A 17,622-nucleotide genomic window follows, 5' to 3' on the forward strand; every position below is an offset into this window, starting at 1 on the left:
ATAGGAAACAGGTAAGAAGCCGGTTCGAAGAAGGCTTTGAAACATTGTTGGATGCCGGCCGCACTTGAAGCTTCAGTGCGGCCGGTTTTTCATGCAGCGCGCGCAACGCTCGCTTGCGGCAGTTCAAGACGGCGCGTCCACGCGGCAAGGTGACGGAAAGCGACTGGCGTTTTGCACAGGATTGCACTGTCGTATTGCTTGCCGGCGAACCTCACGAAATCGGCAATCCGGAAGCCCTGGCCCCGATAGAACTCAATCAAATGTGCCGCGGGTTGCGGTGTATCCAAAGCAAGCTCGGCGTAACCGCGAATAGCGGCCCAGTGATCTGCGTAAGCCAATAACGACCTTCCGATCCCCCTGCTCTGATAGGCAGGATCAACGCCGAACTGGCGAACGCTCGCAATGTCGTTCCGCCGATAAAGCGCACATGGCGACTCGCCATCCTGTGCGTAAAGCGCCATGGTTCCAACCAGCCGTCCGTTGCATACCGCGACATAACAATCGCCACGCGTGGCACGTGCGCGCGTAACGAGCGCGGACTGGTCAACGCACGTGCAATTGAGCCCCATCCCGCCGAGCCGCGCGAACGACCGGTGCAGCATCTGGGTCAACTCATCGAAGGAATCGCACGCCGGATCAAAGCGTCTCAGTACTACGCTGCCCACGCCACGATGAACGTAGCTGATGCGCGTGTGATTCTTCACTGCTGTACGTTGCTTGAGCATGACACCCCCGGCTTCATCATTTGCCAGAAGTGTAGGATTCCTCGCCGGTTGATAACAAGAAAAAATGCCGTAAATATTTCGTGATTTGCGGCATATATATGCGGACGGCTCAAGGCTTTATGGAATTTTTATTTCCGGACCGCGCTCACGTAACGCGTACGGTTTCCGCAGTCATTTTTTCGATAGTGAGGTTCACGGATCGCGGGGTCAGAGGATTCGTCCGATGCCTGACCCCGGCTGGCACGGTCAGCATCTCGCCGGCCTTTAACTCGTATCGCGCTGTTTCCAGTTCGACCAACAAGATGCCCTCAAGAACGATGAACACTTCGTCCGAGTCAGGATGGACATGCCAGAAAAATGGCGCGTCCATCACGCTCAGATGAACCGCGTGATCGTTCACCTGAGTCAGGACCTCGTTGAAATAGCCTGCTTTGGGCTGCGCTGCCACTGCGCTTAGGTTGATCAATTTAGCGTCCAAGATCGTTCCCTCCGGATTCGTTACGGCCAAGCGGGTGAGCGACGGCTAAGAAATAGCGCGGACGTCACCCGCTATTCACAAGCCTAACCATCCGGAACGCGCGCGCAAAGCGAGAAATTTTCACCGCGACGTGAGGCAAATTCACAAGGCCGCATCAACCGATGAAGGGACGAAGATGTTCCCTTCCATGAGCCGGCGCGCCGTCCGGCTCATGATCGCCTTGGTGACGACCCATGACCCTTCCCGCTGCTCGGCTTCCGCACCGACCGCCAATACGCCCGATGGATGGCCGAAGCGGACCCGCCCGGCCGTCTTGTTCGCCAGCAGCCGGTGCACGATCGTTTCGGGAATCACGCCGGCAACCGCGATCGCGACTGCGCCGGTACCGGTCATCGCGTGGTGCAACTTGCCCATGGAGAAAATGCGCGCGTTGATATCGAGTGTCGCCGGATCAATCGGCTTGCCGCTGGACGCCACGTAGGCGGAGGGAGCGGCCACGAACGCCAGTTTGGGCGTGTGAGGCCGAAGCGTGGAGGCTTCTTCAACACTTCTGGACAGTCCCATTCGAACAGCGGCATGCGCGCGAATGGCCTCGGCTTTGCCAAGCAGATCCGCATTGCCGTTGATGTCTCGCTGCAGCTCGTTGCCCGTCAGACCGAGTGTCGCGGCATCGATGAAAATTGCCGGATTGCCCGCGTTGATCATCGTGAGCTCGATGACGCCGACGCCGGGTACGTCGAGTGTATCGACGGGATTGCCCGTGGGAAACATGCCGCCGCCAGCGCTATTGTCATCGCCGCCCTCGCCGCTCGGGTCCAGGAACTCGATCCTGATTTCGGCTGCGGGAAAGGTCACGCCATCGAGTTCGAAGTCGCCTTCTTCCACCACCGCGCCATCTTGCATCGGCACGTGCGCGATGATTTTTGCGTTGATGTTTGCCTGCCAGATACGGACGATGGCCATACCGTCGCGCGGCGCATCGACCAGGCCCTGCGCGATCGCGAACGGACCCACCGCCGAGGTCAGGTTCCCGCAGTTACCCGACCAGTCGACGACCGGCTTGTCGATCGCCACCTGCCCGAACCAATAGTCGACATCGCAATCGTCCCGGGAAGAAGGGCCTACAAGTACAGCCTTGCTGGTGCTCGATGTAGCTGCGCCCATGCCGTCGATTTGCTGGCCATAGGGATCGGGACTGCCGATCACGCGCAGCAGGATGCGGTCGCGGTGCGCCCGATCAGAGGGGAGTGAATCCACGCGAAAAAAGACACCTTTGCTTGTGCCTCCGCGCATATAGGTTGCCGGAATCTTTCTTTGCACCTTGGTCTCCTGAGATTGAGCTCGCGTGATGACTACGACGACGCGCGCGGAGCGGGCGCCTCACGCCTCACGCTTCACGCTTCAGGTCGAAAAGACTATCACGTTCGCTTCGCACGCGTGACGTGCGGACTACGGCTTCAAACGTCTCGATGAATAAGGAACAGCCGTTGCAGTTATCCGCGTTTACAGCAGCTTTCGGCGATGTACGACGCGCACGACAAAATTCAGGCGTACGCTGTCAATTCGCCTACGAAGTCGGCTGAACCCACCGTCAAAGGATCCCATCATGCGAATCGAAACTTCATTCCTCTTCGACCTCGACGGAACGCTGGTCGACAGCGTGTACCAGCATGTTCTTGCGTGGAAAGAGGCACTGGACGCGGAAGGTATCGAGCTCTCGGTCTGGCGCATTCATCGAAAGATTGGCATGAGCGGCGGCCTCTTTACAAATCAGTTGCTGCGCGAAACGCATGGCGATATCAGTCCCGAACGCGTGGAGCGGTTGCGCCGCACTCATGCGGATGCTTATCAGCGGCTGCGTGCGCAGGTTTGCCCACTGCCCGGCGCCCGTGAGTTGCTCGCCGCGCTCACCGATGCAGGCACGCGCTGGGCCATCGCGACCAGCGGCCGCATGGAGACGGCGGCCGTGAATCTTGAAGCGCTCGGAGTCGATCCGGCCAAGTCGGTGGTCGTAACACGCGATGACGTGAAGTACGCCAAACCGGACCCCGACCTCTTCCTTGCAGCGGCGTCGCGTCTGGGGGTATCGATAGAACATACGGTGGTGGTGGGCGACAGCATCTGGGACATGCTCGCCGCGAGACGCTGCCGCGCGCTGGGCGTGGGGCTCTTGTCGGGCGGATACGGCATGGATGAACTGGAACGGGCAGGTGCGCTGCGCGTGTATGAAGACCCGGCTGACTTGCTGCTGCATCTGGATGAAGTGGCGGCGAGACCTTAGGCCTAAATAAAACTTCATGAATGCGCCGCTTTCGGAATAGCGCGGGGTCGCTAATCTGCATGAACCGGGCAACAACGACGGTTCATCGCAGGTCCGGTAACTCGCCAACCCTCATTCCAGGAACACACCATGAAGACCCCAGTCATCGCCCTCGCAGTTGCAGGATTGCTTGCCACCGGTTCCGCATTCGCTGCACAAACCACCCCGCCGGCGCAGTCAGGCCAGACTGCAATCCAGGCCGCCGGCCAGTGGGTGCCGCCTTATGGACAGGCCGTTACACCTAAGACACGCGCAGAGGTCTATCAAGAACTCATGCACGCTGAGCAGGATGGTCAGCTGGCGTATCTGGATGCCACGCTTTATTCGCATGGCTAAGCATTGGTTAATCGTGCAATCGGTTCATCGGTTCGGCAACGCGAATAGTGCCGGCTCCTGCCAGCCCGATTCAATCCCGGTCGACAGGCGCTCCCAACGGAAACAACGGCCGATACGGACGCGCCTCGTCCACCGCCCGCGCGAATGACGGACGTGCCAGCAGCCGTTGCCGGTACGCGATCACGTGCGGAAACGACGTGTCAATTCGATGCGTCCAGTCCGCATAAAACAGGAACGGCGCAGCACCGCAATCGGCCATGCTGAAGCGATCTCCCGCAGCCCATTCGCGCCCGGCCATGACGCCATCGAGCCAGCCGTAAGCGGTCTCGAGCATTGCGCGTGCATCGGCGACGCCTCGCGGGTCTCGTTCCGTTTGCGGCCGCAAGCTGTCGCCCGCGATCTTCTGCAGCGGAGTCGAGATGTAGTTATCGAAGAAACGATCCATGCTGCGGACTTCGAGAGCACCGCGCGCATCTTCAGGCAGCAGCTGCACGGGGCCCGGATGGTACAGCCCAAGGTGCTCGATAATAATGCTCGCCTCGACCACGGCGCGGTCCGCATCCACGAGCACGGGAAAGCGCTTCATTGGCCAGAGCGCCGTCAGCTCCTCCATTGCCAGTGGATTCTCCTGCGACAGCGCGCGCCATTCGAATGGCGTGCCGTTCTCGTAGAGCGCGACGAGGACCTTCTGGCAGTAAGACGAAAATGGATGCGCGTAGAGTTTTAATGTCATTGGAACTCCTCGGGTTGAGAAAGGCGGCTTTCCCTGACGACGAGCGAGGTTGCCGGAATTCGACATCCACCCTGAAGAATTTTAAAACTCCTGCTGCCGCGAACTATCCCGGACTTGAAAATTCAGCGATGCACGCCATCCGCACCCGCTCGACAGCCGTCGACCAACTCTCATCGGCTGCTTGCCGGAACAAGCGCAGCGTCTGCGGATACCACGGCGAATCGTCACGCTCACGCATCCAGCGCCAGTCGATATCTTCTCGCGGCAGCAACATCCAACACGGCGTGCCCAGCGACGCGGCAATATGTGCCGCGGAGGTGTCCACGCAGATCACCAGATCGAGCTCGCCGATGATCGCAGCGGTATCGGCGAAATCGCTCAGCTCTGTGCCGAGATGCAGCAGCGGAAGACCGGCGGGTGGCGACTGCCCCTCTTCTTCACCTTGTCCTTTTTGCAGGCTCACGAAGTTGACCCCGGGCACGCTCCAAAGAGGCGCAAGCGTTGCAAGCGATGGCAGCGAACGGTTGATATCGTTGTGATGCTTGGGATTGCCTTTCCAGACCAGGCCAATCTTGCGGCCGGGCGGAAGCGTCGCCAGCCGCGCGCGCCAGTGTTCGACCCGCAACGCGTCGGACGTCAGGCGGACAGGATCGGGGATGGTGTCCATGGCCGTGCGCAGATGCAGCGGCACGCTCATCGGGCTCGTCCAATAATCGAACTCGGGCGCCCGGCGTTGAGCGGTCTCGTGGTCGAGCACCGTATCGACGCCCTCTACATTCGCAAATAGCCGATGCAGCGCAGGCGCACAAGCAAAGGCGATATGGCTTGCGCCTTGCGCCTTGAGCAAGGGCAGATAGCGGCCGAACTGAACCATGTCGCCAAGACCATCTTCCTGCCAGACCAGCAAGGACTTGCCCGCAAGCGCTTCGCCTCGCCAGCGCGGACACGCAAGCAAGGACTGCGTCTGGTGATGAATGAATCCCCGCTGGTCATAACGGGAATCGTAAAGCCGCCATCCCTCTTTGAATTCACCCAGGCTGAGGAGCAGCGTTGCGAGACTGACTTTTGCATCGTGATAGTCGGCACGGATCGCGAGTGCTCGCCGGAAGGATGTCTCGGCGTCGGTCAGGTGGCCGAGTTCCTTCAGCACGTTGCCGAGGTTATGGTGCGCCTCGGCGAGATCGGGACGCAGAGTAATCGCTCCCCGATAAGCAGCAACGGCCTCAGGCAAGCGACGCAACGCCCACAGCACGTTGCCCAGGTTGTTATGCGCTTCAACAATATCCGGACGAATCAGCAACGCTTGGCCGTAGGCCGCTTCGGCTTCGGGTAGCCGTTCGAGCGCCTGCAGCACGATACCGAGGTTGTAATGGGCTTCCGCATAGCCGGGCCGGACTGCGAGCGCCAGCCGGTAAGACGCTTCCGCTTCGGGAAATCGGTTGAGGGCAGCCATCAAGGCGCCAAGGTTAAGGTGCGCTTCAGCGTAGTCGGGGCGGATAGTCAGTGCCATCCGGCAAGCGAGCTCGGCCTCGTGAAGACGGTCCAGTTCCTTGAGCACGTTCGCCAGGTTGTTGAGCGCCTCGGGGTACTGAGGCCGGAGAACCAGCGCTTGCCGGTACGCCGCCTCGGCTTCCGGCAAGCGGGCCAATTCCTTGAGCACGTTGCCCAGGTTGTTGTAGGTCCCGGCATCGGGAGAAAGAATTAATGCCTGCCTGTAAGCACTTTCCGCTTCAATCCAGCGACGCAGGTCATACAGCACGATGCCTAAGTTGTAGTGCGCCTGCGCGTAATTCGCACGGATCGCAAGCGCATGCCGATACGCTGCCTCGGCGTCATGCAAGCGGCCGAGATCGTAGAGCACGGCGCCCAGATTGTTACTGACTTCGGCTAAATCCGGGCGGATGCTCAGCAGTTGCCGGTAGACAGTCTCCGCTTCCGCTAGAGAGCCCACTCCCTTGAGCAACATGCCGAGATTGTTGTAGGCATCGACGAAATCGGGCTTGGCCTCAATCGCCTGTCGCCAATACGCTTGCGCGTCCGCCAGTTGGCTCAGGCCTAGCGAACAGACCGCCGCTATGTTCAAGGCCTCTGCCAACGCACTTCCCGTCAAAGCCGGATGCGGTTCAAGCATTGGCTTAACTATCGACAACGCTTGCGCGTAGTGTCCGGCCAGGCATAACGAAGCGGCCGACTGATGCCAGTCCGCAATGGGAGACGCGCCTGTTAAGACAGGGACAGTTGTCATGGGTTTGTCGTCGAAGCTTGGGTCAGCGGATTCTGTCTGGGCGTCCGCGGGAAAAGCAAAGGGAAAACGCCCATCACATCACTGAGGTTACGATAATTGCTATCGACATGACGGCGGGAAATGAGCGCATTGCTACGCGCTATTCGGAGGATGGGGCGCTAAGAAGCGTTTACACAGCCCAATGCGCAGACGCGTGATTTCATTCTCCCTTCAAGCGCGGTGATCCGCACTTAAAGGAACGCGCCGGCATTGAGCCACTCACTACACGATCGCTTATTGCTGCTTACTTCTGCGTGCTGCTCGTCACGCCATAACGTGCTGCCGGCGCCCGATGTGAAAGGTTAGGTATCAACGTCTGCCGAGCCGCCTCGAACGCGTTCCAGTCAGCCGCTTCCGGCAGCGAGGGGATCGTGACCAGCTCGCCTTGGTCAAGACCCGCGAGCGCCGCGTCCACCAAGTCCTGCGACGTCATCACGATACTTTCCGGCAAATACCTCACCGGCGTACCCGCGATGTCCCAGAACTCCGTGCTGGTTGCGCCCGGCAACACTGCCTGGACCCGCACGCCCTTCGCGCCAAGTTCATGATGCAGCGACTGGGAGAACGCAAGCACGAACGCCTTGCTGCCGCCGTACACACCGTTCAGTATCTCCGGCGACACGGCGACGATCGATGAAATGTTCACGATCGTTCCGCCGCCACGCGCGACAAAACCCGGCACGACCGCCTTCGTCAAATGCGTGAGCGCGACCACGTTGAGCGTGATCATCGCGTCCATCTTGTCGATGTCGGAGTCCACGAGCGGAGCGGTCGCGCCCACGCCGGCATTGTTCACGAGCATCGTGATGCTGGCGTCGTTGCGCAGCACGTCTTCAACTTTGCGCACGCCTTCGGGCGTTCCCAAATCCGCGACGACAACCTCGAAATTGCGTCCCGTGGACGTTGTCAGCGTCGATGCCAATTCGGTCAGGCGGTCGCGATTGCGTGCCACCAGGATGACGTCGTATCCCCGTTCGGCAAGCCGCTTCGCGTAGATAGCGCCAATTCCGCTCGAAGCGCCCGTTACCAAGGCCGTGCCTTTGTTCACTACATTGCTCATTTCCGTTCTCCAGTTTTTCAGGGGTTCCGGCGGTAGGGCCGGTGTGTGAACGGAATAGTAGAAGTGTGCGATCATGTCATCAATGACATAGATGCAACTTTTTAGGACATCGGCCGGGATCCCTTTCCCGGCGCACGGGAGGCACGTGAAAACGATCGGAATCATTGTTTATCCTGACTTTCAGGTGCTGGGGCTGGCGGTCTCGACCGTGTTCGAATTTGCCAACGCAACCGTCGCACAACCCGCGTACGAGGTGAAGCTGCTGTCGGAACATGGCGGCTCCGTGCGCTCGTCGCTGGGCTTCGGCATCGACACAGCCAGTTTCCAGGGCAGCGCATTCCACACCCTGATCGTCACTGGCGACAACCTGGGCACGCCGCATTCGGCCGGCGTGTCGGCATTTCTTCGCGACGCGCTGAAGACGTCGCAACGCATCGCGGCGACCTGCACAGGCGCGTTCGTGCTGGCCGAGGCGGGCTTGCTGGACGGCCGCCGTGCTACCACGCACTGGTTTTACGCGCGGGCGCTTCAGCGCGCGTATCCGCAGGTCAAGATGGAAGAGGACCGGATTTTCATTGTCGATGGCCCGATCTGGACGTCCGCCGGCGCGAGTGCCGGCATTGACCTTGCGCTGGCGCTCGTCGAGAAAGACCTGGGCACCGACACGGCGCGGCTCGTGGCGAAAAAAATGGTGGTCTATCATCGGCGCGCCGGCGGCCAGTCGCAGTACTCGGCGCTGCTCGAACTCGACGCGAAATCGGATCGCGTTCAGACCGCGCTGGCTTATGCAAAGTCCAACCTGACGGCGAAGCTGTCGATAGAAGAACTGGCCGAAGTCGCTCATCTCAGCCCGCGTCAATTCAGCCGGGTGTTCACCGACGAGACCGGACAATCGCCTGCCAGGGCCATCGAAAATCTACGCGTGGAGGCTGCCCGCCTGATGATGGAAGCGGGCCGGCATTCAGTCGATGTCGTCGCACGCGAGAGTGGCTTCGGCGATCGTGAACGGATGCGGCGTGCATTTCTGCGCGCCTTCGGACAGTCACCGCAAGCCATGCAGCGGATGACGGAATCGCAGCTGGTTTGACGGAGGAGCCGGTTTTGTTTTGCGCGGCGAATGGATCAAGCTCGCGTTAAGGAGCTATGCAAGCATTTGCTGAATCAACAACAGGTGACGCCATCGCCGCCGCTCGGGCCGACGTTATGCGGCCGGCGCCAACTGCGCGAGCACAGTCGTCATGCTCATGATCTGCTGGTCACCATCCGAAATTCCCGCGTCCTCGGCAGCCTTCGCCAATTGAGCGTTGGTGAGTCTGACGAGGCCGTCGAAACTATCGCGGACGATGGTTGCGGTCGTGGCGGAGCTGGTCCGGCGTTCCCAGGTCTTGTCTTCAACAAGCCGTCGAAGCACATACTCGCGTGCAGCCGCTTTTGCGGCAAGAATGCCGCGCGCTTGTTCTTCTGTCATGGTGTTCTCCCCAAGTTCGCCCTCGTTTTATAGCAACGCGGCGCACCCTTGGCGGTTCGGAAGAACACACTTGGCTCAATTCTTTTCTCGGGAAAGCTCTGTTCCGGGCGATGGCTTCAGGCCATCGCCAGACGTGCAATCGCTCGCTCCACGCCGCCGCGGCCGAACGGAACACCCTGCACGGTCATCGCGGCTTCGACGCCCCCGAGACACCCGAGGATCATCGCGGAGTTGATGTCGCCGAGATGGCCAATGCGAAATGCGCGTCCCGCGAGCGGCCCCAGACCGCCCGCAATCGCGACTTCGAAGCGTTCGCGTGCGACGCTGCGGATTGCTTCCGGATCGATACCCTCGCTCACCTCGATAGTCGTCACCGACACCGAGCGCGCCGACGGCACCGCGCAGAAAAAGCGCAATGCGCCCGACTCGCTCCAGCACTCCACGGCCGCCTGCACCGCCTCAGCAATTCGCCGATGACGTTCCAGCACTTGCGGCAAGCCTTCGCGGAAGATCAGCCCAAGCGATGCCTCCAGTCCTGCGATCAGGCTTTGCGGCGGCGTGCCGCAAAACTTGCGATACGACAGCGCGCTTTTGCGCCGCTCCCAGTCCCAGTAGAAACGCGGCGTGGCATTGCGGCGCGAGACTTCCATGGCGGTTGCATCGGCCGCGACGAACGCGAGTCCCGGCGGCACCATCAACGCCTTCTGACTGGCGCCCAGGACCACGTTGATGCCGGTTGCATCCATTGCGAAAGGCGCGGCTGCGAGCGATGCAACCACGTCGACCACGAGCAGCGCCGGGTGATCGGCCCGGTCGATCGCCGCCCGCATGGCCGGCAGATCATTCGTGATGCCGCTGGCGGTATCGGTGTGAACGATGAAGACCGCCACGATCTCGCGCTTCGCGTCTTCACGCAGCACGGTTTCGATATCGGCGGGATCGATCGGACGCCCCTGAACCCATGGGGTACGAATCACGCGGCCGCCCATTGCCTCGGTCTGCACCGCCCACGATTCCGAGAAGTGACCTGTGCCTGCCACCAGCACCGCCTGACCCGGCGCAACCACGTTGGCAATGACCGCCTCCCACGCGCCGTGCCCGTTCGCGGCATAGAAGAAAACATCCGCTTGCTCGGTCTGCAGCACGCGTTTCAAGCCCGTTTCACACGCGGCAATACAGCGATCCAGTCGCGGGTCAGCGAGGTCCATCGGCTGACGGCTCATGGCGTGGAGGACTTCATCCGGCACGCGGCTAGGGCCCGGCGAATGCAGGAAGCGATGACCGGGCAAACGTGTGGAGTCGTTCATGCGATGATGTTTCGAAACGAGTGATTGACGCTGGAGTTTGAGCGCGCTTGAGCTTTGTGGTCAGTCAGTTTCATTGCAACCCCGGCTAGTTGTTGGCCAAAAGATTCTACAGGGCTGTCAAGGAGGATGCACTCTCGCATGTGCTAAGCGGGTGAACGCTGCAGGCGCGCGCGTGGTACACCCTTGATCATGTCCACGGCCTTTTCGGCAATCATGATGATCGCCGCGTTCGTGTTGCCGCCAATCAGCGTCGGCATCACCGACGCATCGACAACACGCAGGCCCTGCAGACCTCGCACGCAGAGTTGCGCATCCACTACCGCTAGCGGATCTTGTCCCATCCGGCAAGTTCCAGCGGGGTGATAGACGGTATCGACGCGCTGTTTCAACGCATCGCGAATCTGATCATCGGTGTTCACGTTCGCGGTGAACAAGTCCTTCGTGATCCATTCGGTAAGAGCAGGCGCGCGCATCAGCCGTTGCGCGAGCTTGAATCCGTCCACCATGTCGTCGAGATCGCGAGGGTCCCTGAAGAACGCCGGATCGATGCGAGGAGCATCGTGAGCGTCCTTGCTCGCAAGCGTCACTTCCCCGCGGCTTCGCGGCCTTAGCAAACACACATGGCACGACAACCCATGGCCGAGGTGCAGCGTACGAACATGGTTATCGGCCAGCGCCACGACGAAATGAAGCTGGATGTCGGGCATGGCCAGGTCGGGTCGCGTCTTGAGGAACGCGCCGCCCTCGGCATAATTGGACGTCAGCGCCCCACGGCGGGAACGGCGAAAGCGCATGATTTCCTGCACTAAACGCACGCTGCCGCGCACCGATATGCCCAGCGTGTCGAGGCTGCGAGTCCGGTAGCCGAAGATAAAGTCAGGATGATCCTGCAGGTTCTTGCCCACGCCGGGCGAATGATGCACGACCGGAATTCCGAGCTTGTCGAGCGCCTGCGCATCGCCCACGCCGGAGAGCATCAGCAGTTGCGGCGTCTGTAACGCGCCTGCCGCCACGATCACCTCGCGGCGCGCGCGAATAACGCGCTTCTTGCCGCCCATCGTTACCTCAACGCCAACGGCACGCGAGCCTTCGAAAATGATCCGCTGCGCGTGAGCATGAGTCTCGACCGAAAGGTTCTTGCGCGCCGTCATATGCGGCAGTAAATAGGCGCGCGCGGCGCTCCATCGTTCGCCATTCTTTTGGGTCACCTGATAGATCCCTACCCCCTCCTGCTCGGCACCGTTGAAGTCGTCGGTCACGGGCAAGCCCGTCTGTCGCGCGGCTTCGAGGTACCGTTCTTGAAACGGGTTGTCCGTACGCAAGTCGCTGACCCAAAGCGGCCCATCCCGGCCATGCCATTCGTTGGTGAACCGCTCGTTATGCTCGCTGCGCAGGAAGTACGGAAGCACGTCCTCATATGACCAGCCGTCATTGCCGAGCGACGCCCAATGATCGTAGTCCGAACGATGTCCGCGCGTATAGACCATTGCGTTGATGGCGGACGATCCCCCCAGAGCCTTGCCACGCGGCTGATAGCCCTTGCGTCCATTGAGTCCTGCCTGCGGCACGGTTTCGAACGCCCAGTTGTTGATCCGCGTCGGCAACATGGCGACGGCGGCCGCCGGAGTATTTACCAGCGCGCTGTCACCACGTCCTCCCGCCTCAAGAATGCAAACCGTGACCGCGGGATCTTCGGTCAGCCGCCCTGCGATGACACAACCAGCCGAGCCCGCGCCGATCACAACGAAATCGAAAAGGTCGCTCATTCTGTCTCCTGCCAGAGTGTCGGCGCGCGCCGCACCGCTGGCGTGTTGTTCACGCAATACGCTTGATCAGCCACAGAACCAGGTTGAAGGTCTTGCCATAAGGTGGATGAAAAAGACGGGTGCCATTCAAGCGGGCTTGGTAGAAAACGGGTCTCTCATTGCTGAAGGTACGAAAGCCCCATTCGCCGTGATAAGCGCCCATGCCGCTCGCGCCAACTCCGCCGAACGGCTGCGCTTCCTGCGCCAGATGCCACAGACAGTCGTTGATCGTGACGCCGCCGGATATCGTTTCATTCAGCACCCGGTCACGATTGGCGACGCTCCGTCCGAACCAATAAAGTGCGAGCGGCCGGTCGCCCCGGTTGACCATGGCAATGGCTGCGTCAAGTCCGTCGTATTCGATAATAGGCAGCAGCGGCCCAAAGATTTCCTCGCGCATCAGACGCGTGCTTGCGGGCGCACCGACCACCAGTGTTGGTGGAAATTTGCGCGTGTTCTCATCGAAACGTTCACGGGCCGCATTGACTTCCACAATGCGCGCACCGCTGTCACGCGCTTCTTGCAGGATCGTCATCAGCCGCTCGCGATGCCGCGTGCTGATGATCGCCGTGTAGTCCGGATTCGAGACCAGCGTAGGGTAAAGACGCGTGATGGCTGCCTTGAGTTGATCGGCGATGCTGTCAGCCATGCCCGTTGGCACGAGGAGATAGTCTGGCGCAATGCAGGTCTGTCCGGCGTTCAGGAATTTGCCGTAGGCAATGCTTGCAACGGCAGCGGCAAAGTCGCAGGAGGCGTCGAGTATGGCAGGCGATTTTCCGCCGAGTTCCAGCGTCACCGGCGTCAGATTCGCTGCCGCGGCTTGGGCGACCTGGCGGCCGACCTGGGTCGATCCGGTAAAGAACATGTGATCGAATGGCAGCCCGGCAAATGCCCGCGCCACGTCCACGCCGCCGTTCACCACGCTCATCTCATCCGGCGCAAACGAAGCGCTAACCAAGTGGTCCAGCAACTCGCAGAAGCGAGGGGTCAGTTCGGACGGTTTGAGAAGCACCCGGTTACCAGCGGCGAGAGCCGCGAGCGCGGGTCCCAACGATAATTGAATGGGGTAGTTCCATGGCGATACGATGCCGACCACACCCAGCGGCTGCCTTAAAAGGCGGTTATAGCCGGGCCGAAAGTGCAGGCCGGTCACGACACGCTGCGGACTCATCCAGTGCTTCAGGTGTTTGCGCGCGTGGCGGATGCCGGCGCGCACGACGAACAACTCGGCGAGCCGCGTTTCATGAGCGGACCGGCCCGCGAAGTCGGCATCGATCGCGCGTACGAAGTCACTTTCATGATTCTCCGTCAACGCAAGCAGCCGGTTCAGCCGGTCCATGCGAACGGACAGCGGCGGATTGGATTCCGCCGCGAATGCCTGACGTTGCGCCTCGAAGCGTGCTTCCAGGAAAGAAGGCGAGCTGACCTGCATGGTCTGTTTCCTGTGTGTGGAATGGCGCTAGCTTACGCGCTTGGCCGGCGATCAGGCAGCTCCTGTGTGCCGACGGCTGAATGTAAAGGACACGCTATTCACTGTGCAGAAGGCGCTCCGCTGCTCGAAGGTGGCTCACTACGCGCTTGCCAAAAATACTTAGTAAAATCGTTCCGAACGGGCCATGCCGACCTGCCGCCCATCCTGGATATTCCCGCCATTGTGACAAGCACACTCGAACAACTTCGCGCCGGACAGTTAGCCGGTATCCATCGACTGACGCTAGCTTGCGGCTTGACCGAATTTCCGCGCGAGATATTCGATCTCGCCGATACGCTCGAAATTCTCGACTTGTCCGGCAATGCGCTTTCATCGCTGCCCGACGACCTGCCGCGCCTGAAGAATCTGCACACTATTTTCTGCTCGGACAACCCGTTCACAGAACTGCCCGACGTCCTCGGACAGTGCGCGCAATTGAGCATGGTGGGGTTCAAGGCGAACCGTATCCGCACGGTATCAGGCGCTTCGTTACCGCCCAAACTTCGCTGGCTGACCCTGACCGATAACGAAATCGAAGCGCTGCCGCCTGAGATCGGCAACTGCACTCAGCTACAAAAACTGCTGTTGGCCGGCAACCGGTTACGCGAATTGCCTGTCGAGTTGGCAGCATGCTCTCGGCTCGAATTGATCCGGCTGGCAGCAAATCGGCTTGGCGAGCTGCCGGTATGGTTAGCGTCTTTGCCCCGGCTGTCGTGGTTGGCCTATGCGGGGAATCCATTCAATGACGAAATGGAAACCAGCGCGATGGCGAACACGCACGTCGCTAATATTGCATGGCAGGCGCTGGACCTGCAGCATCGGCTCGGCGAGGGGGCATCGGGGATAATTTATCGCGCGGAACATCGTGTGATGTACCCGGAAATCAGCGACAAAACCCGGCCCGTCGCCGTCAAACTATTCAAGGGCGCGGTCACAAGCGACGGCCTGCCTCACTGTGAGATGGCAGCGTGCATTGCTGCGGGCGCACATCCTAATTTGATTCCGGTGCTCGGCAAAATCAAGGACCATCCCACTGGCGTCGATGGCCTCGTGATGGAGCTGATCGACCCGCAACTCAGGAACCTTGCCGGGCCGCCAAGCCTCGCTTCCTGCACGCGCGATATCTATGACGCCGATACCCGCTTCGACCTGACTTCGGTGTTAAACATCGCGCATGGAATTGCATCGGCGGCGGCGCATTTGCATCGGCAAGGGATCATGCATGGCGACCTTTACGCTCACAACATTCTGCTCGGCGCTCAGGGCTACGCGCTAATGGGAGATTTTGGCGCCGCCTCTTTCTACGCTGCCGACAATAAAACGCTGGCCCCCGCACTCCAGCGTCTGGAAGTAAGAGCCCTTGGTTGCCTGCTCGAAGAATTGATCGATCGATGCAATGTCCAAGGGTCCACGCAAAGCAGCATGGCGATGCTCGTCAAACTAAAAGATAGCTGCCTAAGCGAACAACCAAGCGAGCGGCCCCTGTTCGACGACATGGTAAATACCCTGTCTGCACAGAGGGATTCGCATCGGAGCGAGGCAACTTCAGCTTAAATTCAGGCGCGTTAACCGTATACTCATCCTCCCGTTCCCGTAGCGAGAGAGAAACGTGCCAGTGATTACCTGCATCGAGGATTTGCGCGTGCTCGCGCAACGGCGCGTCCCGCGCATGTTCTACGATTACGCCGATAGCGGCTCGTGGACCGAGAGCACCTACCGGGCCAATGAAAGCGACTTCCACCTCATCAAGCTGCGTCAGCGCGTAGCGGTCAACATGGCGGGCCGCAGCACACGCACGGAAATGGTCGGTCAGGAAGTCGCCATGCCGGTAGCGCTTGCCCCGACGGGATTGACCGGCATGCAACATGCCGACGGCGAGATCCTGGCCGCGCGTGCGGCGGAAAAATTCGGTGTCCCGTTCACCTTGTCCACCATGAGCATCTGCTCGATCGAGGACGTAGCGGCGCACACCACAAAACCATTCTGGTTCCAGCTTTACATGATGCGCGACCGCGATTTCATCGTGCGGCTGATCGAGCGCGCACGCGCCGCCAAGTGCAGCGCGTTGATGCTCACGCTCGACTTGCAGATCCTCGGTCAGCGCCACAAGGACATCAAGAACGGGCTGTCGGCGCCGCCCAAGCTAACCTTGCCGAACCTCATGAATCTCGCAACAAAACCACGCTGGTGTCTCGGCATGCTCGGCACCAAGCGGCGCAGTTTTGGGAACATCGTCGGTCATGCAAAGGGGGTGGGTGATCTCTCATCGCTGAGTTCGTGGACCGCCGAACAATTCGATCCGGGCTTGAGCTGGGCAGATGTCGAGTGGGTCAAGAAGCTGTGGGGCGGCAAGCTCATCCTGAAGGGCATCATGGATGTGGAAGACGCGCGTCTTGCCGCCGACAGCGGGGCCGACGCAATGATCGTCTCGAACCATGGCGGCCGTCAGCTCGACGGCGCGCCATCGTCCATCTCCGCACTACCCGCGATTGCGAGCGAAGTCGGAAATCGAATTGAAGTGTGGGTCGATGGTGGCATCCGCAGCGGACAGGACGTGCTGAAAGCCGTGGCGCTTGGTGCGAAGGGCACGCTGATCGGCCGCAGTTTCCTATATGGGCTGGGCGCAATGGGTGAGGCCGGTGTCGAGCGATGCTTGCAGGTCATCCACAAGGAGCTCGACATCACCATGGCCTTTTGCGGGCACACCGACATCCGGCGTGTGGACGATCAGATCCTGCTGCCCGGGACCTTTTGAAACCGGGTGCGATTATCAATTCGTGTTGGCGTCCGGCGGATAACCAGCCGCTGGACGCTCCCATCAACCGTGTTCAACTTCCCGAAATATCGAAGTCAAAGTAGCGACTCTCGATCTTTTTATACGTTCCGTCTTTCATCATCGAATCGATAGCGTGATCGAGTTTCGTGCGCAGCGCAGTATCGTCCTTGCGTACGCCAATGCCTGCACCCTTACCCAAGGTCTTCGCGTCATTCACGGGGTCTCCGACAAACGCAAAACCCTTGCCTCGCGGTGTCTTGAGAAACCCCTCGCTGCCGGCAATCATGTCCGTCAGGGTGACGTCAATAGGCCCGGCCAGCAGGTCCGTGACCACCTGCTCCTGATTCGCATACGACACCACATCGATCCCGGACGGCGCCCAGTGCACTTTCGCGTAAGCCTCTTGCGTGGAGCCTTGCGCAACCCCGACTTTCTTGCCCGTCAACGATGCCACCGTCGGCTTGATATCCGCGCCCTCTTTCCCGATCAACCGGCTGGGCGTATCGAACAACGGCACTGAAAACGCCACCTGTTCCTCGCGCTTCGGGGTGATCGACATAGCCGACAAAATGGCATCGAACTTGCGGCCTTGAAGCGCCGGGATGATGCCGTCGAAACCTGTTTCAACCCACACGCATTTGACATCGAGCCGCTTGCAGATTTCGTTGCCCAGGTCGATCTCGAAGCCGACCAGTTGCCCCGACGGCGCCTTCGATTCAAACGGTGCATAGGTCGGGTCCACGCCAAATCGAAGCTCGCCTGCGTCTTTCGCTTGCACGCAGAACGCGGCGAGTGACATCGCCAACCCTGCCGCCATACCAGCCAGTGCTTTTTTCATGAATGCTCTCGTTCGACTGAA

16 protein-coding genes are annotated in these 17,622 nt (G+C 60.3%); 5 read left to right on the forward strand and 11 right to left on the reverse strand.

What is annotated here, in order from left to right; all coding sequences use genetic code 11:
• Positions 1-89 precede the first annotated feature (89 nt).
• From ACSQ83_RS03420 to prpF, 3 genes are all read right to left on the reverse strand, one after another.
• On the reverse strand, positions 90-725 hold the full coding sequence (locus ACSQ83_RS03420) for a GNAT family N-acetyltransferase (RefSeq protein WP_436227213.1): 636 nt from the start codon (positions 723-725) through the stop codon (positions 90-92).
• A 145-nt stretch (positions 726-870) separates the two neighbouring features.
• Positions 871-1,203, reverse strand: a complete 333-nt coding sequence (locus tag ACSQ83_RS03425; RefSeq protein WP_414951936.1) for a cupin domain-containing protein — start codon at positions 1,201-1,203, stop codon at positions 871-873.
• Positions 1,204-1,344: 141 nt separating this feature from the next.
• Positions 1,345-2,523 (reverse strand): 2-methylaconitate cis-trans isomerase PrpF, encoded by a 1,179-nt coding sequence (gene prpF, locus ACSQ83_RS03430; RefSeq protein ID WP_436227214.1) that lies wholly within the window; start codon positions 2,521-2,523, stop codon positions 1,345-1,347.
• Positions 2,524-2,809: 286 nt separating this feature from the next.
• Here prpF and ACSQ83_RS03435 point away from each other — a divergent pair, with 286 nt between their 5' ends.
• Positions 2,810-3,484 (forward strand): HAD family hydrolase, encoded by a 675-nt coding sequence (locus tag ACSQ83_RS03435; RefSeq protein WP_414967670.1) that lies wholly within the window; start codon positions 2,810-2,812, stop codon positions 3,482-3,484.
• A 129-nt stretch (positions 3,485-3,613) separates the two neighbouring features.
• On the forward strand, positions 3,614-3,859 hold the full coding sequence (locus ACSQ83_RS03440; RefSeq protein WP_436227215.1) for a DUF4148 domain-containing protein: 246 nt from the start codon (positions 3,614-3,616) through the stop codon (positions 3,857-3,859).
• Positions 3,860-3,929: 70 nt separating this feature from the next.
• On the opposite strand, the gene ACSQ83_RS03445 is transcribed toward ACSQ83_RS03440, so the two are convergent.
• The 3 genes from ACSQ83_RS03445 to ACSQ83_RS03455 form a co-directional block, all read right to left on the reverse strand.
• On the reverse strand, positions 3,930-4,592 hold the full coding sequence (locus tag ACSQ83_RS03445; protein ID WP_436227216.1) for a glutathione S-transferase family protein: 663 nt from the start codon (positions 4,590-4,592) through the stop codon (positions 3,930-3,932).
• Between the two features lie 103 nt (positions 4,593-4,695).
• Positions 4,696-6,837 (reverse strand): tetratricopeptide repeat protein, encoded by a 2,142-nt coding sequence (locus ACSQ83_RS03450; protein ID WP_436227217.1) that lies wholly within the window; start codon positions 6,835-6,837, stop codon positions 4,696-4,698.
• Positions 6,838-7,120: 283 nt separating this feature from the next.
• Positions 7,121-7,936 (reverse strand): SDR family NAD(P)-dependent oxidoreductase, encoded by an 816-nt coding sequence (locus ACSQ83_RS03455; RefSeq protein ID WP_436227218.1) that lies wholly within the window; start codon positions 7,934-7,936, stop codon positions 7,121-7,123.
• A gap of 145 nt (positions 7,937-8,081) precedes the next feature.
• Here ACSQ83_RS03455 and ACSQ83_RS03460 point away from each other — a divergent pair, with 145 nt between their 5' ends.
• Positions 8,082-9,023 carry a GlxA family transcriptional regulator gene (locus tag ACSQ83_RS03460; protein ID WP_436227219.1) on the forward strand — a complete coding sequence of 314 codons (942 nt, stop codon included), beginning with the start codon at positions 8,082-8,084 and terminating at the stop codon, positions 9,021-9,023.
• A 114-nt stretch (positions 9,024-9,137) separates the two neighbouring features.
• Here the strand turns inward: ACSQ83_RS03460 and ACSQ83_RS03465 are convergent, their stop codons facing one another.
• The 4 genes from ACSQ83_RS03465 to ACSQ83_RS03480 form a co-directional block, all read right to left on the reverse strand.
• Positions 9,138-9,404 carry a hypothetical protein gene (locus ACSQ83_RS03465; RefSeq protein WP_436227220.1) on the reverse strand — a complete coding sequence of 89 codons (267 nt, stop codon included), beginning with the start codon at positions 9,402-9,404 and terminating at the stop codon, positions 9,138-9,140.
• 116 nt (positions 9,405-9,520) lie between these two features.
• A complete protein-coding gene (locus tag ACSQ83_RS03470; protein ID WP_436227221.1) occupies positions 9,521-10,711 on the reverse strand; it encodes a pyridoxal-phosphate-dependent aminotransferase family protein in 1,191 nt (396 codons plus the stop codon).
• A gap of 143 nt (positions 10,712-10,854) precedes the next feature.
• Positions 10,855-12,477, reverse strand: coding sequence for a GMC family oxidoreductase (locus ACSQ83_RS03475; RefSeq protein ID WP_436227222.1), 1,623 nt, complete (start codon positions 12,475-12,477; stop codon positions 10,855-10,857).
• 49 nt (positions 12,478-12,526) lie between these two features.
• Positions 12,527-13,948 carry a coniferyl aldehyde dehydrogenase gene (locus ACSQ83_RS03480; protein WP_436227223.1) on the reverse strand — a complete coding sequence of 474 codons (1,422 nt, stop codon included), beginning with the start codon at positions 13,946-13,948 and terminating at the stop codon, positions 12,527-12,529.
• Positions 13,949-14,170: 222 nt separating this feature from the next.
• On the opposite strand from ACSQ83_RS03480, the gene ACSQ83_RS03485 reads away from it, so the two are divergent.
• Both ACSQ83_RS03485 and ACSQ83_RS03490 read left to right on the forward strand, forming a co-directional pair.
• Entirely contained in the window at positions 14,171-15,541 is a 1,371-nt protein-coding gene (locus tag ACSQ83_RS03485; protein ID WP_414951924.1) for a protein kinase, read from the forward strand.
• Between the two features lie 55 nt (positions 15,542-15,596).
• The gene (locus tag ACSQ83_RS03490) at positions 15,597-16,742 is read left to right on the forward strand and encodes an alpha-hydroxy acid oxidase (RefSeq protein ID WP_436227224.1); all 1,146 of its coding nucleotides are present in this window, start codon (positions 15,597-15,599) and stop codon (positions 16,740-16,742) included.
• Between the two features lie 73 nt (positions 16,743-16,815).
• Here the strand turns inward: ACSQ83_RS03490 and ACSQ83_RS03495 are convergent, their stop codons facing one another.
• Positions 16,816-17,601, reverse strand: a complete 786-nt coding sequence (locus ACSQ83_RS03495) for an ABC transporter substrate-binding protein (RefSeq protein WP_436227225.1) — start codon at positions 17,599-17,601, stop codon at positions 16,816-16,818.
• Positions 17,602-17,622 lie beyond the last annotated feature (21 nt).

The sequence above is a fragment of the Caballeronia sp. LjRoot29 genome (assembly GCF_964252755.1).
Taxonomy (GTDB): domain Bacteria; phylum Pseudomonadota; class Gammaproteobacteria; order Burkholderiales; family Burkholderiaceae; genus Caballeronia.